This window comes from Curtobacterium sp. 458 (assembly GCF_030406605.1).
Taxonomy (GTDB): domain Bacteria; phylum Actinomycetota; class Actinomycetes; order Actinomycetales; family Microbacteriaceae; genus Curtobacterium.
Genome location: NZ_CP129104.1, coordinates 1,805,763 through 1,824,788, shown reverse-complemented (window position 1 = coordinate 1,824,788; position 19,026 = coordinate 1,805,763). Strand labels below are relative to the sequence as shown.

Below are 19,026 nucleotides of genomic sequence, written 5' to 3'. Positions count from 1 at the left end.
CGCCGCCGGCGCCGGCGCCGGTCGCGCCGCGCCGGCGCTCGTCGCGCCGCGCCGGCGCTCGTCGCGTTCGCACAACCGAAGTCGTCCGGCACCACGGTTGCGCGCGGTGCCGTCGGTCTTCGGTTGTGCGACGGCCACTCGCGCCGCGTCAGGTGCGCGGCAGCGCCTCCAGGTTCAGGGACCAAAGTGCGACGCCGTGCAGGCGCAGCGTCGTCGCGAGGGCCACGCGGGCGCGGTAGGACCGCGCGTCCGACCAGTGCACACGGACGCCGTCACGAAGCACCGCGGACCACTCGCCGTCGCGGGCCGACCAGGTCGCCGCCTTCCCGGCGAGCTCCGCAGCCCGGGCGGGCGTCACCTGCTCACCGTCGTGCTCGCCGCCCCACACGTAGCCGTAGCCAGCGATCCCGAGGTCGATCCGGCTCCGCGGGACCCCCTCGGCCTCGGCTACTCGGACGACCCGCTCCGTCCAGGGGAGCGACCCGATCGCGCCGGGGCCACTCCACAGCCCGTGCTGGTCGTAGGTCATGAGCACGACCCGGTCCACGTGCTGCACGAGACGGCGCAGGTCGTAGCCGGTGTCGCGGTAGCCGTCGGCGTCCGTCGAGGCCATGACCGCGATCGAGACCCGTGCGCCCCGGCCGAGGCGGTCGTGCACGGCGTCGGACAGCTCGCCCGCGAACGCGACGAGGCCCGCTCGGTCGCGCGCACGGAGTGACTCGAGGTCGATCTGCACGCCCCGCACGCCGAGGTCGTGCGCACGTCGGGCGAGTTCGGCGGCGACGGCCGAGCGGTGCGCTGCGCGGGACAACAGGGCAGTCCCGATCTGCGGGGAGAAGTCGCCGAGGTCGGACGAGAAGTTGCTCACCAGGAGCTCGGGCGACGAACCCGCCCGAGTGGCCGTCCGAGCGAGCGCAGCGGTGCCGTCGGGCGGGTCCAGCAGCGTCGCGCCGTCATCCGCCAGGGTCACGCCGTCGATCCCGATCGTGCTCGCCCGGTCCGCAGCGGCCGTCACGCGGCCCGCCGCCCCCGACCCGGGTTCGACGTAGCCCTCGACGGCGAGCCGACCGGCGGCGACGCTCGGATCGGACGAGCAGCCCGCGAGCAGGACGCCGGCCAGCAGGACCGCGGCCACGGTGATTCCTCGACGCACCATGCGATCACCGTAGCCCGCGGGGCGGGGTCGACCCGTGCCTCCCGGCCGGGTAACCCACCTGCGATCGTCAGGCGCGCACGCCCTCGAGGCGATCGACCGACGCCGCGAGTTCCTCGAGTTCCGGGACCTCGCGCGCTTCGGCGAGCGCCTCCTCGAGCGCCGCGGCGTGGAGGGGCGTCGCCGCGTCCAGGAGCACCTGGCCGGCGTGGGTGAGCTCCGTGTACAGGCCGCGACGGTCGTCGGCGCAGAGCACGCGGGTGAGCAACGCCCGGTCCTCGAGCCGGTTGACGAGCCTCGTCGTGGCGCTCGGGCTCAGGGCGGCCGCGCGGGCGAGCTGCTGCATCCGCATGTGGAAGCCGTCCTGTCGCCGGAGAGCATCGAGCACCGTGTACTCGACGACGGACAGGTCGACGGCCCGGAGTGCTCGCTCGAGCCGCGTCTCGATGAGGCCGTGCAGGGCGGCGAGGGTCCGCCAGCCGTGCGCGCGGACAGCGGTGGACGTGTCGTCGACACTCATCAGGACCTCCGGGCACACGTGTTTGCTTGCGCGGATACCCAGCGTGTGCAACTATCGATACCCCGCGTCTGCAACAACCAGCGTACGCGGGTCACGCTTGCTGCACAACGGAAGGACCACCATGCCCGCGGGACTCATCGCCCTCGCCCTCGGCGGGTTCGGGATCGGACTCACCGAGTTCGTCATCACCGGACTGCTGCCCGAGGTCGCCGCCGACTACGGCGTGACCGAGACCACCGCCGGATGGCTCGTCACCGGGTACGCCCTCGCCGTGATCATCGGGGCGCTCGGCCTCACCGCCGCCACCACGCGACTCCCCCGCAAGCAGGTGCTCCTCGGGTTGCTCGTGCTCTTCGTCATCGGGAACACGCTGTCCGCGGCCGCGCCGACGTACGGCGTGATGATGGTCGGTCGGGTGGTCGCTGCGCTCTGCCACGGCGCGTTCTTCGGCATCGGCTCCGTCGTCGCGTCGAACATGGTCGCCCGGGAGCGCCGCGCGTCCGCCGTCGCCCTCATGTTCACCGGCCTCACCGCGTCGAACGTCCTCGGCGTGCCGTTCGGGACCTTCCTCGGGCAGGCACTCGGCTGGCGGGCCACGTTCTGGGCGATCGCCGGCATCGGGGTCGTCGCGCTCGTCGGGGTCCTCGTCCTCGTGCCGGCCGTCCGGCAGGCCGAGCAGCCGTCGCTCGTCCGGGAGCTGGGCGCCTTCCGCTCCGGCCAGGTCTGGCTGTCGCTCGGGATCACGGTCCTCGGCTACGGCGGGATGTTCGGCGCGTTCACCTACATCGCGTACACGCTCACCTCGGTCAGCGGCTTCGCGTCCTCCACCGTCCCCTGGCTGCTCGTGGTGTTCGGCGTCGGGCTGTTCGTCGGGAACTTCGTCGGCGGCAAGCTCGCCGCACGGTCGATCGACGGCACGCTCCTCGTCGTCCTGTCCGCACTGACGGTCGTGCTCGCGCTGTTCGCCCTCGTCGCGACCTCGCCGGCGCTGACCGTGGTCGCCCTCGTGCTCATGGGGGCGTTCGGGTTCGCCACGGTGCCGGCACTGCAGACGCGGGTGATGCAGCACGCGGATCACGCGCCGACCCTGGCGAGCGGTGCGAACATCGCGGCGTTCAACCTCGGGAACGCGCTCGGGGCATGGATCGGCGGTCTGACGATCGCTGCCGGGTTGGGCTACACGTCGCCGATCTGGGCCGGCGCGGGCATCACGGTCGTGTCCGTGGCGCTCACCCTGGTCGCGGCCGCGGCTGCTCGTCGGCACCGGCGCGCAACGGCCGCGGCGGGCGGGACCGGCTCGGTCGCGACCGCGTAGCGACGGGGCGGGCGGCGAGGGTCAGGCGCCCGGCGTCGAACCGCGAAAGCGACATCGAACCGACGTGCGGCGGTGGTTCGACGTCGCTTTCGCGATGCAAAGCGACATCGAACCGACGTGCGGCGGTGGTTCGACGTCGCTTTCGCGATGCAGAGCGACGACGCACGGCGGCGGCAGCGCACGGCGGCAAACCCGGGAACGACGAGAGCCCCGGTCCGACGGACCGGGGCTCTCCTCGAGTGCGGAGACGGAGGGATTTGAACCCTCGGTCCCCTCAAAGGGGACTCCACCTTAGCAGGGTGGTGCACTCGGCCTGACTATGCGACGTCTCCAAGCGCCCTCACGAGCGCTGCCCCCACCATACAGGAGGACGAGCCCGCTCTCGACCCGGACCACGACGGCCGCGCGCGCCGCGAGCGACAGTCGGTCCCCCGAAGTGGGGACACCGAGGGGTTGTCGCGACGTACCCCGGTGCATAGCATCATCGAGACGCGGCGATCACGTTCCGGAGTTCCGCTCCGTAGTCGCGACACAGCACCCGACGTCGCTCCCCCGGCTTCTGGATCCGCGCGCCCGATAGCGATGCGTCCGCCGGAGGGAGCGACTCGACGGGGGCGCGGCCCAGCGCCGCGTCCCCGTTCAGGTCGCCCGCGGTCCTCGGCCGGCAGCAGGTTCACGCCGACAGCGCCACCCCGAACCGCTCGGGCATCCCGATCAGCGCGTCCGCGAGCTCGACCAGCGCCTCCGTGCACGCCGTGACGGCATCACGCTCCGCCGCCGACCGAGCCCGCTCGAGCAGCTCCACGCGGTACCGGCGGTCCACAGCGGCGTCGATGCCGTTCGCCAGGCAGACGTCGTCCGTGAAGAAGACGTCGAGCACCGCGAACTGCGACTCCAGCCAGTCCGCGCTCACGGAAGCCCCCGATCGCCGGAGCACCCACGCCCCGAGTTCGACGAAGCACCCGGCCTCGGTCCGACACTCCGCGATGAGTCGACGGTCGAACCGGTCGGAGACGCCCACGCTCCCGCCGAGGGGTTCGACGAGCATGGACCGCGCGATCCGCAGTCGTTCGCACATCTCCCCGACGGTCCAGTTCGCGATGACGACACCCACGTACCGCTGCACCGACACCAGGCGGAGCGATTCGAGCGGGGTGAGCGCCTCACGCACGGGTGTCCGCGAGACCTGCAGGTCGTCCGCGATCTGCTCGAGTCGCAGCCGCTCACCACGGCGGTAGACGCCGAGCAACACGTTCTCGAGCAGGATCGTGAACGCGGCGTCGCGCAGCAGACTGCGGCGGACGGCGAGCTCGTCGGGCTTCCGGATGCGACGGCGGTCTGGTCTGCGTTCCACACCGCCAGGGTCACGCACGACGGCCACCGTCCTGGTCGGGACGGCGGCCGTCGTGGATCGTCAGCGCATCGGTCGTGTTGTGGAGGAGTGCCATGCCGAGGAGCGTGGCACGGGCACCGTCTGAACGCTGAACACTCTGCATCCAGAATTCCACTAGCGCTTCGCGGGTTCCTCCTGCCCGGTGAGGACGGACAGTGGCTGCGTGATGTCCTCGAGCCCCTTCCGGGCCGAGTCCACGCCGAAGATCAGCGCGATGACACCGCCGGCGATCATCACCGCAGAACCGAGTAGGTAGCCCCAGAAGAGCGGTTCGCGCGAGGTCCCGTCCCCGATGAACGCACCGTAGATCGCGGGTGCGATCGCGCCGAAGATCTGTGCGAGGGCGAAGAAGTACGAGATCGCCTGGGACCGCAGTTCGAGCGGGAAGATCTCCGACACCGTCAGGTAGGCGCTCGACGCCCCGGCCGAGGCGAAGAAGAAGGAGACGCACCAGAAGGCGACCTGGACGCCGGCGCTGATCGCGTCGGCGCGGAACAGGAACGCCGAGGTCGCCAGCACGAGACCGGACACGAGGTACGTCAGGAAGATCATCTGCCGCCGACCCCAGGTGTCGAAGAACCGACCGAGGATGAGCGGGCCGAGCAGGTTCCCGACCGCGAACGGGAAGAAGTACACCGACGTCTGCGCGGTCTTCAGCCCGAAGAAGTTCGTCAGGACGAGCGCGTACGTGAAGAAGATCGCGTTGTAGAGGAACGCCTGCGTGATCATCATCGTCGCGCCGACGAGCGTCCGCTTCGGGTACTGCCGGAACAGCACCTTCACGATGGTGCTGAACCGGACGTTGTCGAGCGGCGTCACCGTCAGGGCCTTCGAGGGGTCGACGTCCGGCAGCTTCTGCCCGGTGGAGCGTTCGACGGACGCCTCGATCTCCGAGACCGTCCGTTCGGCCTCCTCCTCCTTGCCGTGGGTCATCATCCAGCGGGGACTCTCCGGGATGTGCCGCCGGAGGAAGATGATCGCGATGCCGAGCACCGGGCCGAGGAAGAAGCCGATGCGCCAACCGATGTTCTCGGCGAAGTGCGCGGTGTCGAGCAGGTAGATGTTCGCGAACGCTCCGAGCGCCGCTCCGCCCCAGTACGTGCCGTTGATGGCGATGTCGACGTGCCCGCGGTACTTCGACGGGATCAGCTCGTCGATGGCCGAGTTGATCGCCGCGTACTCGCCGCCGATGCCGAGACCCGCGACGAAGCGGAACACCGCCAGGAACCAGAAGTCCTGCGCGAGACCGGCGATGCCCGACCCGACGAGGTAGATCGCCAGCGTCAGGATGAAGAGCTTCCGCCGGCCGAGTTTGTCGGACAGCCGGCCGAACACCAGCGCCCCGATCACCTGTCCGAACAGGTAGATCGTCCCCAGGAGGGTCACCTGCTGGGTCGACAGACCGAGATCAGCCTGGAAGCCCGCGTTCGAGACGATCTGGATCTCCAGACCGTCGAGGACCCAGGAGACCCCGAGACCCACGACGACGCTCCAGTGGAACCGCGTCCACGGCAGCCGGTCCATCCGGGCCGGTACAAGACTCTTGACTGTGCTGCTCACGGATGGAGAACCTACGCCGGGAACGCGCAGGTGGTTCGCAGGTCGGCGACGACGCGTCCAGCAGGACCGGCGCGGAGCCGGATCCCCCTACTCGAACCCGGCTCCGGCGCCGAAGTCACAATCATCGCAAGTGCAATGACAACCCACAAGCGGCCTGGAGGCGCGATGCGGCGCCGCCACGCGCCTCTCCCCACCGGCACGGCCGGTCCGCCGCTGGCGCGTCGCCCCGGAACCGGCGGCGTGGGCCCGACCGCTTGCTGGTCGCCCCGAGACCGCCGGTGGTGCGTGTCGGAGGCGCGGCGTAACGTCGGCGACGTGACCCGACCTGACATCCGTACGGTCGGCGAGCTCCGCGCTTCTGGTCACGTCCAGAAGTCGGTCCGCGCCGAGATCCGCGACAACCTCCTCCAGGCCCTCCGTGAGGGCCGCGACCCGTGGCCCGGCCTGCACGGCTTCGAGACCACCGTGATCCCGCAGCTCGAACGCGCCCTCATCGCCGGGCACGACGTCGTCCTGCTCGGCGAGCGCGGCCAGGGCAAGACCCGACTGCTCCGCACCCTGCAGGGGCTGCTCGACGAGTGGACGCCGGTGATCGCCGGTTCCGAGCTCGGTGAGCACCCGTTCGAGCCGATCACGACGGCCAGCACCTCGCGGGCGGCCGACCTCGGCGACGCGATGCCGATCGAGTGGCGGCACCGTGACGACCGCTACGTCGAGAAGCTCGCGACGCCGGACACGAGCGTGGCCGACCTCATCGGCGACGTCGACCCCATGAAGGTGGCGGAGGGTCGCAGCCTCGGCGACCCCGAGACGATCCACTTCGGCCTGGTCCCGCGCGGACACCGCGGCATCGTCGCGATCAACGAGCTGCCCGACCTCGCCGAGCGCATCCAGGTCGCGATGCTCAACGTGATGGAGGAGCGCGACGTCCAGATCCGCGGCTACGTCCTGCGACTGCCGCTCGACGTGCTCGTCGTGGCGAGCGCCAACCCCGAGGACTACACGAACCGCGGCCGGATCATCACCCCGCTGAAGGACCGCTTCGGCGCCGAGATCCGCACGCACTACCCGATCGAGCTCGCGGACGAGATCGCCGTCATCAAGCAGGAGGCCGCGATCACGGCCGACGTGCCCGACGCGCTCATCGAGATCCTCGCGAGGTTCACCCGGGCACTCCGGCAGTCGAGCGCGGTCGACCAGCGCAGCGGTGTCAGCGCCCGGTTCGCGATCGCCGGGGCCGAGACGGTCTCCGCGGCTGCCGTGCACCGAGCGGCGCGCCAGGGCGAGGAGCACCCGGTCGCCCGCCCGATCGACCTCGAGACCGCCGTCGACGTCCTCGGCGGCAAGATCGAGTTCGAGAACGGTGAAGAAGACCGCGCCGACGAGGTCCTCGAACACCTGCTCCGCACCGCCACGGCCGAGACGGTCCGCGAGCGCTTCCGCGGCATCGACTTCGGCGTCCTGGTCGAGGCCCTCGACGGCGGCACGATGGTCACGACCGGCGAGCAGGTCAGCGCGCGCGACTTCCTCGAGGGGCTGCCGTCCATCGGGGAGTCCGACGTGTACGACCAGGTGTGCGAGCGGCTCGGGGCGAACGACGACGGGGAACGGGCCGGTGCGATCGAGCTCGCGCTCGAGGGGCTCTTCCTCGCCAGGAAGATCAGCAAGGAGTCGGGAGGGGGCGAGGCCGTCTATGGCTAGCCGCCAGAACCGCCGCCTCACCCGGGACGCCCGCTACGGGAGGTACGAGGGCGGCCCGGACCCGCTCGCCCCACCGGTCGACCTGTCCGAGGCGCTCGACGCCATCGGCGAGGACGTCATGGGCGGCACCTCGCCCGAGCGTGCGCTGCGGGAGTTCCTGCGCCGCGGCGGTCGGACACAGCGAGGCCTCGACGACCTCATGCGTCGCGTGGCCGAACGGCGCCGTGACCTCACGAGCCGGAACAACCTCGACGGCACGCTGCAGCAGGTGAAGCAGCTCCTCGACGAGGCCGTGCTCGCCGAACGCGGCGAACTGGCCCGCAACGTCGACATCGACGACGGCGACCGCGCCCTCGCCGAGATGCAGCTCGACAGCCTCCCGCCGTCGCCCGCCGCAGCCGTGCAGGAGCTCGGCGGGTACGACTGGACGAGCCCGACCGCACGCCAGAAGTACGAGGAGATCAAGGACCTCCTCGGCCGCGAGGTCCTCGACCAGCGCTTCGCGGGGATGAAGCAGGCGCTCGAGAACGCCACCGACGAGGACCGCGCCGCCGTCTCGGAGATGATGCGCGACCTCAACGAACTGCTGGAGTCGCACCGCGCCGGGACGGACACGCAGGAGCAGTTCGACGACTTCATGGCGAAGCACGGACAGCACTTCCCGTCGAACCCGAAGGACGTCGACGAGCTCCTCGACGACCTCGCCGCCCGTGCCGCGGCCGCCCAGCGGATGCGCAACTCGATGACCCAGGAGCAGCGGGACGAGCTCGACGCCCTGGCCCAGCAGGCTTTCGGCTCCCCCGACCTCATGGGGCAGCTGGGCCAGCTCGACGGCAACCTCCGCGCTCTCCGCCCCGGTGAGGACTGGGGCGGGTCCGAGCGGATGGACGGCGACCAGGGGCTCGGGCTCGGCGACGGCACCGGGGTCTTCCAGGACATCGCCGACCTCGACGCACTCGCCGAGCAGCTCGCGCAGACCGGGCCCGGCTCGGACCTCGACGACCTCGACCTCGACGCGCTCTCGCGGCAGCTCGGCGACGAGGCGGCCGTCGACGCCCGGACGCTGCAGCAGCTCGAGAAGGCCCTCCGCAACTCGGGCACCGTCCGACGCGGTTCGGACGGGCAGCTGCAACTCACCCCGAAGGCGATGCGGCAGCTCGGGAAGAGCCTCCTCAAGGACGTCGCCGAGCGGATGTCCGGCCGTCAGGGCGCGCGCGACCTCCGCCGCTCCGGCGCGTCCGGTGAGCCGTCCGGGGCCACCCGCCCGTGGGAGTACGGCGACACCGAGCCGTGGGACGTCACGCGCTCGATCACGAACGCCCTCGTGCGCACCGCGGCGGCCGGACGCTCCGGTCCCGGCGTGCGGCTGGAGATCGACGACGTCGAGGTGCAGGAGACCGAGGCCCGGACGCAGGCCTGCGTGGCGCTGCTCGTCGACACCTCCTTCTCGATGGCGATGGAGGACCGCTGGGTGCCGATGAAGCGCACCGCCCTCGCCCTGCACACCCTCGTGTCCACCCGGTTCCGCGGCGACGACCTGCAGCTGATCGCGTTCGGCCGCGAGGCCGAGGTGATGGACATCGATCAGCTCGTCGGACTCGACGCGATGTGGGACAAGGGCACGAACCTGCACCACGCGCTGCTCCTCGCGAACCGGCACTTCCGGAAGCACCCGACCGCACAGCCGGTGCTGCTGATCGTCACCGACGGCGAGCCCACGTCGCACCTGGAGCCGAACGGGCAGGTCTGGTTCAACTACCCGCCCGACCCGATCACGGTCGCGCTCTCCGTCCGCGAGCTCGAGAACGCCGGACGGCTCGGCGCCCAGACCACCTTCTTCCGACTCGGCGACGACCCGGGGCTCGCCCGGTTCATCGACGCGATGGCGAAGCGGGTGGACGGCACGGTCGTGGCGCCGGAGAACGACGACCTCGGCGTCGCCGTGGTCGGTTCCTACCTCGGTTCGCGACGCGGCGGTGGCGCGTACGGCGGCAGCGCCTTCGGCGGCGGCCTCTTCGGCGGGTACGGCCGCGACGACTGGTCGTTCTGAGCCCGCCCACCTGACGGCCTGGAGGCCCGTGACGGCGCCGCCACGGGCCTCCAGGCCGTCACCCGCTCACGCTGCGTCGGAGCGCGACGGCACGATCGAGCCAGGCCGGCCCGGTCGGGCGGGATCGGCTCAGAACAGTGGCCAGGGCACGGCCGAGCCGTGGCCGGGCGGCGGCGGGAAGATCCCGACGGCGCGGAGCGCAGCGCACCGCGCCGCGATCGTGTCGACCTCCTGCCCCGTGAGGTGTTCCCGCAGCGCACGACCGAGGTCGCCGCTCAACGCGGCGGACACCCGGTCGATGCCCTCGAGTTCGTCGGGGGTCAGGGGTTCGCCGATCCAGCCCCACAGCACCGTGCGGAGCTTGTGCTCGACGTGGAAGGTGAGGCCGTGGTCGACGCCGTACCGGTGGCCGTCCGGCATCGCGAGCACGTGCCCGCCCTTGCGGTCGGCGTTGTTCACGACGACGTCGAACACCGCCATGCGTCGGAGCTGCTCGGAGTCCTCGTGCACGAGCGTCACGGGCTGCTCGTGCTCGTCGATCGCCTCGAGGACGGGCAGCCACGGGGACCCCGGCGCCTCGGCGACGTCCGGCGCGACGATGTCGACCGCGTCCTGCTCCGGGTCGACGTCCTGCCAGCGCTGGAGCATGCCGGGGCCGAACGGCCCGTCGCCGAGCCAGGTCGGCGGGACGACGCCCCAGCCGAACGCCTCCGAGACGAGGTACGCCGCGACCTCCCGGCCGGCGAGCGTCCCGTCCGGGAAGTCCCACAGGGGGCGCTCGCCCTCGATCGGCTTGTAGACGACGGCCTCGCCGTCGAGGTCGGCGAGGAAGGTCGCGTTGGACGCCTCGCGGATCCGGGCGCGGATCGTGACCTCGCTCATGCCACCCCGGGTGGGCGTCCGGCGGCGACGACCTCGCGGGTGCGCTCGACGAAGGCGCGGGCGGTGCCGACCGGGATCTTCACCTGGAACAGCTCCGCGGGCTCGGGGATCTCGACGACCGCCTCGACCTCGCCGTCCTCGCCGGTCTCCTCGGCGACGATCTCGACCTCGTCGTCGATCGGGTAGGCCTCGATGACGACCTGTGCCGTGGCGGGGTCGAAACCGAGGCTCAGGGCACCGGCGCGGAACTCCGGCTCGACGGGCTGGTCGAGCGGGTCCCCGTCGAAGAGCTCCTTCGGCGCGGTGTCCGGGACGCTGAAGCGGTTGTCGTCGACCGTCGCGACCTCGTCCAGGAGCTCGTCGACCTTCTCGGCGAGGACCGCCGACTGCTCCTTCTCGAGGGCGACGCTCGTGACGCGCTTGCCGTCCCGCGCCTGCAGGTAGAACGCACGCTCACCGGGGCGTCCGATCGTGCCGACGACGATGCGGTCCGGCCAGTCGAAGCCGTGGACGATGGTGGGCATACCTGGATTGTAGGAGCGTCGTGCTCCGCTCGTTCAGGGAGCGGCGGTCCCCGGATCCCGGTCCGACGCATCGGCCGCGGAACCGTGTCCCGCTCCCCCGCCGACGGCCGCGTCGCCGCTCGGGGCAGGGGCCGCCGCGAGCCACGCCAGGTCGCCCGACTCGGTGTTCGTCGCGACGACCTCGGGCCGGTGCTCCCCGTAGCGGACGATCGACACCGAGGCGGGCCCGACCGCGATCCGCTGGAAGAGGTCGAGGTGCATGCCGAAGGCGTCGGCGAGCACGGACTTCACGATGTCACCGTGGCTCACCGCGACCCAGACCGCGCCGGGCCCGTGCTGCCGCTCGACCTCGGCGTCGAGGCGCCGGACGGCCGTGACCGCGCGGGACTGCATCGTCGGCATGGACTCCCCGCCGGGGAACACGACCGCGCTCGGGTTCGACTGGACGGTGCGCCACAGGGGTTCCTCCGCGAGGTCGGCGAGCTCCCGGCCCTGCCACTCGCCGTAGTCGGCCTCGGTGATCGCTCGTTCGACGGTGGTCTCGGGCACATGGCCGTGCGTGGCGCGCTGGGCGTCGGCGATCGCGCGGGCCGTCTGACGGCAGCGCTCGAGGGGGCTCGTGACGAGGGCGGCGATCGGGACCGCGGCGATGCGCTCCGCGGTGCGCTGGGCCTGGCGCCGTCCGACCTCGTCGAGCCGGACCCCGGCCGTGCGTCCGGCGAGCAGGCCGGTCGCGTTCGCGGTGGTGCGTCCGTGCCGGACGAGGAGGACGGTCGCCATGCCCCGATCCTAGGCGCGGGCCTTGACCCGGCCGCGCGGGCACGGTCTGATGGGGCGATGAGGGCCCGACACCGCGCAGCCCTCTTCGCCACGTCCACGATGACCGGGTTCGGCATCGCCTCGTGGATCACCCGCACGCCGGCCGTCCGCGACGAGCTCGGCGCGAGCATCGAGACCATGGGCATCGTCCTGCTCGGGCTGTCGGTCGGGTCGATGATCGGCATCCTCGGTGCCGGCGCACTCGTCCGCCGCACCGGCACACGGCCCCTCGTCCTCGTCGGCGGCGCGCTGCCGGTGCTCGGCATGCTGCTCGTCGCACTCCTCGCCCCCGCCCACGTCGCCGCGGGCGTCTGGGCCGGGCTGTTCTGCATCGGGTTCGGCTCCGGCGTCGCCGAGATCGGGCTGAACGTGGAGGCGGCCGCGGTGGAGCGGCAGCTCGGCCGGCCGGTCGTCCCGGTGCTGCACGCCTGCTTCAGCCTCGGCACGGTCGTCGGTGGTGCGGCGGGGATCGGCCTGACGGCGCTCCGGACACCAGTCACCGCGCACCTCGTCGTCGCGACCGTGGTCATGGCGGGTCTGGCGGCCTTCGCCGCGACGAACCTCCGCCCGGTGGCGCGCACCGAGCCCGTCGGGACCGCGTCGTCACCGCCGCCCCGACTTCGGTCGGTGCTCACCGTGCAGGTGCTCCTGATCGGGGTGGTCACGCTCGCGATGGCCTTCGCCGAGGGTGCCGCCTCCGACTGGTTGCCGCTCCTCATGACGTCGGGCCACGACGCGCCGGAGGTCGTCGGATCCCTCGTGTTCACCGGCTTCGCGCTCGCGATGTTCGTCGGCCGCTCGGCCGGGACCCCGCTCGTCGCACGGTTCGGCCGCGCACCGGTCGTCCGGGGCTGTGCGGCCGTCGGCACCGTCGGGGTGCTGCTCGTCGTGACGGCCGGGTCACCCGTGGTGACCGCGATCGGTGCCGCGGTGTGGGGCCTCGGGATCGCACTCGGGTTCCCGCTGGCGATCTCGGCCGCCGGGGACCACCCCACCGACGGCGACCGGCGTGTGTCCGTCGTCGCGACCGCCGGGTACGTGGCGTTCCTGGCGGGGCCACCGCTCCTCGGGTTCCTCGGCGAGCACCTCGGGCTGCAGGCGGCGATGCTCGTCCCCGCGGCGTTGCTCGTCGTGACGGTGTGCATCGCCTCCGCCACCCGAACTGCGCAATCCGGACAACGGACGGGCGAGGCGCGGTGAGGCACCAGGATGGGACGGTGCTCGTCTCCATCCTCTACATGAGCCGCGCGAACGTGCCCTTCGACGACGCCGACATGCAGGAGCTGCTCCGCGAGGCGCGCATCCGCAACACGGCGCTCGGGGTCTCCGGACTGCTCGTCGCGAAGGGCGGTCGGTTCATGCAGCTGCTCGAGGGCCCGGCGTGGAGCGTGGACGACCGGTTCGCGGCGATCTCGCGGGACACCCGCCACGGGGACGTGCAGTCACTCGTGCGCGAGGACGTGGACCACCGACGGTTCGACGGGTGGGCGATGGCGTACCGCGCGCTCGAGGACGCCGACGTGGCGCAGCAGGAGGGGTTCAGCCCGTTCCTGACGGGCGACATGGACTTCGCGCCGGACTTCGACCGCACGAGTTCGGCCTGGCTGCTGCGGTGGTTCCGCTCCCGCAAGCTCAACGACGCCTGACCGGCCCGGGCTCGAGCGTCACCCACTCCTCGTCCCGCCGGTAACCGACGGCGGTGCCCGCGGCGATGATCGCCGGGTTGTCGTCGGAGCCCCCGGTCCGGAAGCGGACGACGTGCTCGTCGAGCAGCGCGAGGACCGATGCCGCCTTGAGCGTGGTGCCGATGCCCCGACCGCGGTGGTCCCGAGCGACGACGGTGAACGCGGTCTCGACCGTGTCGCCGTCGACGTCGAGGTACGTGGTGCCGACGAGGTCCCCCGAGGGCGTCCACGCGCCGAACCCGCGCCGGGTCCGGGAGAGTGCGGCCGATGACCCGGTCAGCGCCTCGTGCTGCGTCGCCACGCTCCCCGGGTAGTCGTCGACGGTGGCGGCGTCGAGCGCGAGGACGGCGGGGAGGTCGGCTGCGCGGAGCTCCTGCACCACGACCGGCGCCACCCGCTCGACGAGCTGGCGGAGCACGCGGCGGTCGGCACGGTCCGCGTCGAGCTGCGCCGCCCACGACCGCGCGGTGATCCGCCACCCGGCCTCGAGGAGTGCCGGGACGCACTGGTCGTCCGCGCGCAGCACCGCCGTCTCCCCCGCGTCCGTCTCCCCCACGTCGCGAGCCTAGCGACCGACGGGCTGCTCGCTGAACGCCTCGGCGACGACGTCGAGCAACCGGTCCCGGTGCCGCGGGTCGGCGATGGCGTCGAGGACGATCCGCCACATCGCGGCCACGGCCGGGAACAGGTCCTGCCGACCGGTCCGGACGGCCGACACGAGCTGGACGCCCGTGAACATCGGCACGACGGTGGCACCGAGCTGCTCGGCGGAGAGGTCGGTGCGGAGCTCACCGGCGGCGATCGCGAGACGGAACAGGTCGCTGATCCCGCCGATCCACTGCTCGTAGAAGGCGGCGGTCGCCGCGCCGAACTCGCCGCGCTCCAGGGACAGACGGATGCCGGCGCTGACGACCGGATCGGTGAGCAGCATCCCCGCGATGCCCCGGGACGCCGCGACGAGCGCTTCCGTGGGCGAGCTGTCGACGTGGCTCACGACGTCGAAGGTGCGCACGTTCTGCTCGTCGATCACGCCCAGCGCGAGCGACACCTTCGACGGGAAGTGGAAGTGCAGCGCGCCCTGGGACACGCCCGCCTCGCGGGCGACCGCCGCGATGGTCGTGGCGGCGTAGCCGACACGCTCGAACTCGCGGGCGGCGGCGTCCAGGATCAGTGCGCGGCGTTCCACGCCACCAGTCTGACGGCCTGGAGGCACGGGGCGGGCCCGCACCGTGCCTCCAGTCCGAGGGGTGGTCGCGTCCACGGCGGCGCCGACTCGGCTCAGCCGTGGAGGTGGTCGGTGCGTTCCGGCACGTCCTCCGTCTGCAGGCGGACCTTCACCACCGGACCGGAGTGCGGCGTCGTCGGACCGGGCACGGCGACCTCGAGGGCGTCCGGGGTCTGCGTCCACGTGACCTCGCCGTCGACGCCGAGCACCTCGACGCTGCGGATCGGACGCCCGAGGAGGTTCGCCGAGCTGCCGAACGAGCGGATGCGCGCGGTGCCGTCCCCGGGGTGTGCGAGGAGGACGGCGTGCACGTACTCCCCCGTAGCGTCGACGCGTCGGGTGAAGCGGACGTCGGCGGGCGTGTAGTCCGGTGCGTCGCCGTCGACGAACGATCCCGCCTGGACGTGGGTCGGGCCCTCGCCGGGGATCACCCACGGTCGGGTGCCGTACACGGCCTGCCCGTTGACGACGAGCCAGCGGCCGATCTCCTCGAGCAACCGCTGTTCGGGCTCGGCGATCGTGCCGTCCGCCTTCGGCCCGACGTTGAGCAGGAGGACACCGTTCTTCGCGACGACGTCGACGAGCTCGGCGACGAGGTCGGCCGTCGACTTGTAGTCGTGCCCCTCGACGAAGCACCAGGCGGTCTTCGACACCGACGTGTCGTTCTGCCAGACGAACGACGGGGTCCCGCCCATGGCACCGCGCTCGATGTCGTACACCGCGGAGCCCTCGGCGAAGGCGTCCCACTTGTAGTTGATGACGACCTCGCGACCCCACTCGGCCGCCCGGTTGTAGTAGTACGCGGCGAGGGTCCGGAGCCAGGGCTCGAAGGCGGGCTGCTCGATCCACCAGTCGAACCAGAGCACCTGGGGCCGGTAGCGGTCGATGACCTCGACGGTGCGGAGCAGCCAGTCCTCGAGGTGCCGCTCGTTCGGCGCGGTCTCCTCGCGCTGGGCGGGACCGTAGAAGTCGATGAAGCGCGGGTCGAGGACGTCGGAGTCGAACCGGGTGCCGCCGTTCATGAAGAACCAGTGCTCGGCCCGGTGCGAGGAGGCACCGCGGACCATGAAGGCGTCGTCCACGGCCTGGAGCAGGTCGCCGAACACGTCGCGCTCCGGGCCCATGCGGGCGGCGCTCCAGCGGGACCGCTCGGTGTCGTACATCGCGAAGCCGTCGTGGTGCTCGGCCACCGGGACCACGAACTGCGCTCCGGCGCGCCGGAACAGCGTCGCCCACGCCCGCGGGTCGAAGTGCTCCATCGTGAAGGACGGGATGAAGTCCTTGTAGCCGAACTCCGACTGCGGGCCGTACGTGGCGACGTGGTGTTCGTACTCGGGCGTGCCCGCGCGGTACATGTCGCGGGAGTACCACTCGTTCCGGAACGCGGGGACGGCGTAGACGCCCCAGTGCAGGAAGATCCCGAACTTCGCGTCCTGGTACCAGCGCGGCGGCTCGTACCGCTGCAACGACTCCCACGTGGCGTCGTACGGGCCCGCGGCGACAACGGCGGCGACACGCGCGAGCGCCTCGGAGTTGTCGGACACGTCGACGGGTGCCGGCAGGCCGTCCGGGTCGATGCGGGGCAGGTCGTGCGGTGCGGTCATGTCTCCTCCTCGAGCTGCACGAAACGTTACGTGTTCCGGATGCTGCGCGCTAGTGTTGCGCTCATCAGGCGGAGCGAAACGTTCCGCTCTCGACGGGGAGAGGACCACGTGGACACGCTGACCCGCACGCTGCGCACCGGAGCGCAGATCCCGCTGATCGGCCTCGGCACGTTCGGGTCGGACCGCTACGGCCCGGACGAGGTCGCAGCAGCCGTCCGGGGCGGGCTCGAGGCCGGCTACCGGCTCGTCGACTGCGCATCGGTCTACGGCAACGAGCCGGCGGTCGGTGCGGCGATCGCGGCGAGCGGCGTCCCTCGCGACGACCTGTTCGTGATGTCGAAGGTCTGGAACGACGCGCACGACCCCGACGACGCGGTCGCCTCGGTCCGTCGTTCGCTCGACGACCTGCGGCTCGACCACCTCGACGCGGTCTTCGTGCACTGGCCGTTCCCGAACCACCACGCGCCGCACGCCTCGGTGGAGGACCGCGACACGACGGCTCGCCCGTACGACCACGACGCCTACCTCGCGCTCTGGCGGGCGCTCGAGGGACTCGTCGACGAAGGGGTCGTCCGGCACCTCGGGACGTCGAACACGACCGTGCCGAAGCTCCGGCTGCTCCTGCGCGACGCCCGGGTGCTGCCGTCGCTCAACGAGATGGAGCTGCACCCGACGTTCCAGCAGCCGGAGCTGTTCGACCTGTGCGTCGCGAACGGCATCCAGCCGGTGGGGTACTCCCCGCTCGGCTCCCCGTCGCGGCCGGAGCGCGACCGCACCGACGACGACCCGGTGGACGTCGAGCACCCCACCGTCCGCCGCATCGCCGAGGCCCACGGCGTCCACCCCGCGGTCGTGTGCCTCAAGTGGGCCGTCGCCCGTGGGCAGGTACCGATCCCGTTCGCGGTCAAGCCCGAGCAGTACCGCGCCAACCTCGAGGGCGCGCTCACCGACCCGCTCACCGCGGACGAACTCGTGGCCATGGCGGGCGTCGACCGCGGGGCACGGCTCATCAAGGGCCAGGTGTTCCTCTGGGAGGGCGCGTCGAGCTGGCACGACCTCTGGGACGAGGACGGCACGATCCCGGGCGGCCGCGTGTGACGGCGACGTACAAGGACCTCCAGCGCGAGACCGGGCTCTCGCTCGCGACGATCTCGAAGTTCTACAACGGCGGTGCGGTCCGCGACGAGAACGCCCGCGCGATCGAACGTGCCGCGGCGGCCCTCGGGTTCCGGCCGAACGCCTTCGCGCGGAGCCTGCGGTCGCGCCGCTCCGGCACGATCGGGGTGCTGCTCCCCGCGCTCGACAACGACTTCCACCTGACGGTCATCGCCGGCGTCGAGAGCGCGCTCCGGCCGTCCGGGACGAGCGTCATCGTCTCGTCGAGCCCCGATGCCGGGGCCGGCGCGGTCGACCTCCTGCGCAGTCGGATGGTCGACGGGATCATCGCGGTGCCGTCGCCGCACGACGTCGAGGCGCTGTCCCGGGCGGCCGAGCAGGTCCCGGTCGTGCAGATCGACTGGCGCGCGGACGACCTCGTCGTCGACGGGGTCTTCCTCGACAACCACCGCGCCGGATCCCTCGCGGCGCGGCACCTGCTCGACCACGGGCACCGGCGGCTCGGCGTCGTCGGGGGCGACCCGGCCGTCTCGACGATGCGCGGGCGGGTGGACGGCTTCCGCGAGGTCGCTCGGCAGGCAGGCGCCGACCTCGCGCCCGACGCCGTGCTCGCCGGCCCGCTCACGGTCGCGAACGGCCAGGCCGCGATGCAGCAGCTGCTCGTCCTCCCCGAGCGCCCGACCGCGGTGTTCTGCGCCAACCACGAACTCGCGATCGGCGCGGTCATCGCCGTGAACGAGTCCGGGCTGACCCTCGGGCGTGACCTGTCGGTGCTCGGCTTCGACGGCCGTGAGCTCGCGCAGGTCACCGTGCCGAAGCTCACGGTCATCGAGCAGCCGACGCACGAGATCGCGGTGCGGGCGGCCGAACGGATCCGGGAGCGGCTGGACGAGCGGCGCTCCGAGCGGCGGGTGCCGGGCGCGTCGGTCGCGGCCGGTCCCGTCGACGTCCTGGTCGCCCCACGACTCGTCGCCGGCGGGTCCGTCGCACGGGTCGGCCCACCGATCACCGGCCCCACGGAGGCATGATGCTGCGCTACACCCTGACGCACCGCCCGACCCTGAGCGCGCTGGCGTCGCTCGGCCACGGCTCGAGGGTGCTCATCGCGGACGGGAACTACCCGTTCGCCACCGCGATGCACCCGCGCGCGGAACTCGTGCACCTCAACTGGCGTCCGGGGCTGCTCGACGTCGACGAGGTCCTCACGACGCTCCTCGACGCGGTCCCGTTCGAGGCGGCCACCGTGATGACACCACCCCCGGACGCCCCGGTGGCGGCGCACGCCGGGTACCGCCGGGTCCTCGGGCCGGACGTGCCGCTCGGGACGCTCGACCGGTTCGCGTTCTACGACGCGGTCCGGGCGCCGGAGACCGGGCTCGTCATCGCCACGGGTGACCAGCGGTCGCACGCCAACCTGCTGCTCGAGGTGGGGTTCGTCGCGGCGAGCTGAGTTCGGGCCGGCCCTGCGCCGGTCCGCGT

General features: G+C 72.1%; 18 protein-coding genes and 1 tRNA gene. 8 read left to right on the top strand and 11 right to left on the bottom strand.

Annotation, left to right across the window (positions count from 1 at the left end; genetic code table 11):
* Positions 1 to 148: 148 nt before the first annotated feature.
* The gene (locus QPJ90_RS09090; protein WP_290134120.1) at positions 149 to 1,156 is read right to left on the bottom strand and encodes a glycosyl hydrolase family 18 protein; all 1,008 of its coding nucleotides are present in this window, start codon (positions 1,154 to 1,156) and stop codon (positions 149 to 151) included.
* Between the two features lie 67 nt (positions 1,157 to 1,223).
* Complete coding sequence (locus tag QPJ90_RS09085; protein ID WP_290134119.1) at positions 1,224 to 1,673, bottom strand: MarR family transcriptional regulator; 450 nt, start codon at positions 1,671 to 1,673, stop codon at positions 1,224 to 1,226.
* A 121-nt stretch (positions 1,674 to 1,794) separates the two neighbouring features.
* Between QPJ90_RS09085 and QPJ90_RS09080 the strand changes: the two genes are divergently transcribed.
* Entirely contained in the window at positions 1,795 to 2,988 is a 1,194-nt protein-coding gene (locus QPJ90_RS09080; RefSeq protein ID WP_290134118.1) for an MFS transporter, read from the top strand.
* 242 nt (positions 2,989 to 3,230) lie between these two features.
* Here QPJ90_RS09080 and QPJ90_RS09075 read toward each other — a convergent pair.
* From QPJ90_RS09075 to QPJ90_RS09065, 3 genes are all read right to left on the bottom strand, one after another.
* Positions 3,231 to 3,320, bottom strand: a tRNA-Ser gene (locus QPJ90_RS09075).
* A 341-nt stretch (positions 3,321 to 3,661) separates the two neighbouring features.
* Positions 3,662 to 4,342, bottom strand: coding sequence for a GntR family transcriptional regulator (locus QPJ90_RS09070; RefSeq protein ID WP_290134116.1), 681 nt, complete (start codon positions 4,340 to 4,342; stop codon positions 3,662 to 3,664).
* Positions 4,343 to 4,495: 153 nt separating this feature from the next.
* The gene (locus QPJ90_RS09065; protein ID WP_290134115.1) at positions 4,496 to 5,905 is read right to left on the bottom strand and encodes an MFS transporter; all 1,410 of its coding nucleotides are present in this window, start codon (positions 5,903 to 5,905) and stop codon (positions 4,496 to 4,498) included.
* A gap of 351 nt (positions 5,906 to 6,256) precedes the next feature.
* Between QPJ90_RS09065 and QPJ90_RS09060 the strand changes: the two genes are divergently transcribed.
* Together QPJ90_RS09060 and QPJ90_RS09055 are read left to right on the top strand one after the other, a co-directional pair.
* On the top strand, positions 6,257 to 7,642 hold the full coding sequence (locus QPJ90_RS09060) for an AAA family ATPase (RefSeq protein WP_290134114.1): 1,386 nt from the start codon (positions 6,257 to 6,259) through the stop codon (positions 7,640 to 7,642).
* Entirely contained in the window at positions 7,635 to 9,692 is a 2,058-nt protein-coding gene (locus QPJ90_RS09055; RefSeq protein ID WP_290134112.1) for a VWA domain-containing protein, read from the top strand. The genes QPJ90_RS09060 and QPJ90_RS09055 overlap by 8 nt, the downstream gene beginning before the upstream one ends.
* 129 nt (positions 9,693 to 9,821) lie before the next feature.
* Here QPJ90_RS09055 and QPJ90_RS09050 read toward each other — a convergent pair whose 3' ends face one another.
* Genes QPJ90_RS09050 through QPJ90_RS09040 form a run of 3 tightly spaced genes read right to left on the bottom strand, consistent with a single transcriptional unit; the run spans position 9,822 to position 11,878 of the window.
* Positions 9,822 to 10,574, bottom strand: coding sequence for an SCO1664 family protein (locus QPJ90_RS09050; RefSeq protein WP_290134111.1), 753 nt, complete (start codon positions 10,572 to 10,574; stop codon positions 9,822 to 9,824).
* The gene (locus tag QPJ90_RS09045; RefSeq protein ID WP_058725971.1) at positions 10,571 to 11,098 is read right to left on the bottom strand and encodes a DUF3090 domain-containing protein; all 528 of its coding nucleotides are present in this window, start codon (positions 11,096 to 11,098) and stop codon (positions 10,571 to 10,573) included. Before QPJ90_RS09045 ends, QPJ90_RS09050 begins: the two co-directional genes overlap by 4 nt.
* A gap of 33 nt (positions 11,099 to 11,131) precedes the next feature.
* On the bottom strand, positions 11,132 to 11,878 hold the full coding sequence (locus tag QPJ90_RS09040; RefSeq protein ID WP_290134109.1) for an MSMEG_4193 family putative phosphomutase: 747 nt from the start codon (positions 11,876 to 11,878) through the stop codon (positions 11,132 to 11,134).
* 57 nt (positions 11,879 to 11,935) lie between these two features.
* Here QPJ90_RS09040 and QPJ90_RS09035 point away from each other — a divergent pair, with 57 nt between their 5' ends.
* Entirely contained in the window at positions 11,936 to 13,117 is a 1,182-nt protein-coding gene (locus QPJ90_RS09035) for an MFS transporter (RefSeq protein ID WP_290134107.1), read from the top strand.
* A 17-nt stretch (positions 13,118 to 13,134) separates the two neighbouring features.
* A complete protein-coding gene (locus QPJ90_RS09030) occupies positions 13,135 to 13,563 on the top strand; it encodes a BLUF domain-containing protein (protein ID WP_290134106.1) in 429 nt (142 codons plus the stop codon).
* On the opposite strand, the gene QPJ90_RS09025 is transcribed toward QPJ90_RS09030, so the two are convergent.
* The 3 genes from QPJ90_RS09025 to QPJ90_RS09015 all read right to left on the bottom strand — a co-directional run bounded on the left by QPJ90_RS09025 (position 13,550) and on the right by QPJ90_RS09015 (position 16,431).
* Positions 13,550 to 14,158, bottom strand: a complete 609-nt coding sequence (locus QPJ90_RS09025) for a GNAT family N-acetyltransferase (protein ID WP_290134105.1) — start codon at positions 14,156 to 14,158, stop codon at positions 13,550 to 13,552. The two genes, QPJ90_RS09030 and QPJ90_RS09025, sit on opposite strands and share 14 nt — an antisense overlap.
* Before the next feature lie 9 nt (positions 14,159 to 14,167).
* Complete coding sequence (locus QPJ90_RS09020; protein WP_290134104.1) at positions 14,168 to 14,788, bottom strand: ScbR family autoregulator-binding transcription factor; 621 nt, start codon at positions 14,786 to 14,788, stop codon at positions 14,168 to 14,170.
* Positions 14,789 to 14,880: 92 nt separating this feature from the next.
* On the bottom strand, positions 14,881 to 16,431 hold the full coding sequence (locus QPJ90_RS09015) for an alpha-L-fucosidase (RefSeq protein WP_290134103.1): 1,551 nt from the start codon (positions 16,429 to 16,431) through the stop codon (positions 14,881 to 14,883).
* 108 nt (positions 16,432 to 16,539) lie between these two features.
* On the opposite strand from QPJ90_RS09015, the gene QPJ90_RS09010 reads away from it, so the two are divergent.
* From QPJ90_RS09010 to QPJ90_RS09000, 3 genes are read left to right on the top strand one after another with little or no spacing between them, the layout of a single operon-like run.
* Complete coding sequence (locus QPJ90_RS09010) at positions 16,540 to 17,529, top strand: aldo/keto reductase (RefSeq protein ID WP_290134102.1); 990 nt, start codon at positions 16,540 to 16,542, stop codon at positions 17,527 to 17,529.
* Entirely contained in the window at positions 17,526 to 18,575 is a 1,050-nt protein-coding gene (locus QPJ90_RS09005; RefSeq protein WP_290134100.1) for a LacI family DNA-binding transcriptional regulator, read from the top strand. The genes QPJ90_RS09010 and QPJ90_RS09005 overlap by 4 nt, the downstream gene beginning before the upstream one ends.
* Positions 18,572 to 18,997, top strand: coding sequence for an RbsD/FucU domain-containing protein (locus QPJ90_RS09000; protein WP_290134099.1), 426 nt, complete (start codon positions 18,572 to 18,574; stop codon positions 18,995 to 18,997). The genes QPJ90_RS09005 and QPJ90_RS09000 overlap by 4 nt, the downstream gene beginning before the upstream one ends.
* Positions 18,998 to 19,026 lie beyond the last annotated feature (29 nt).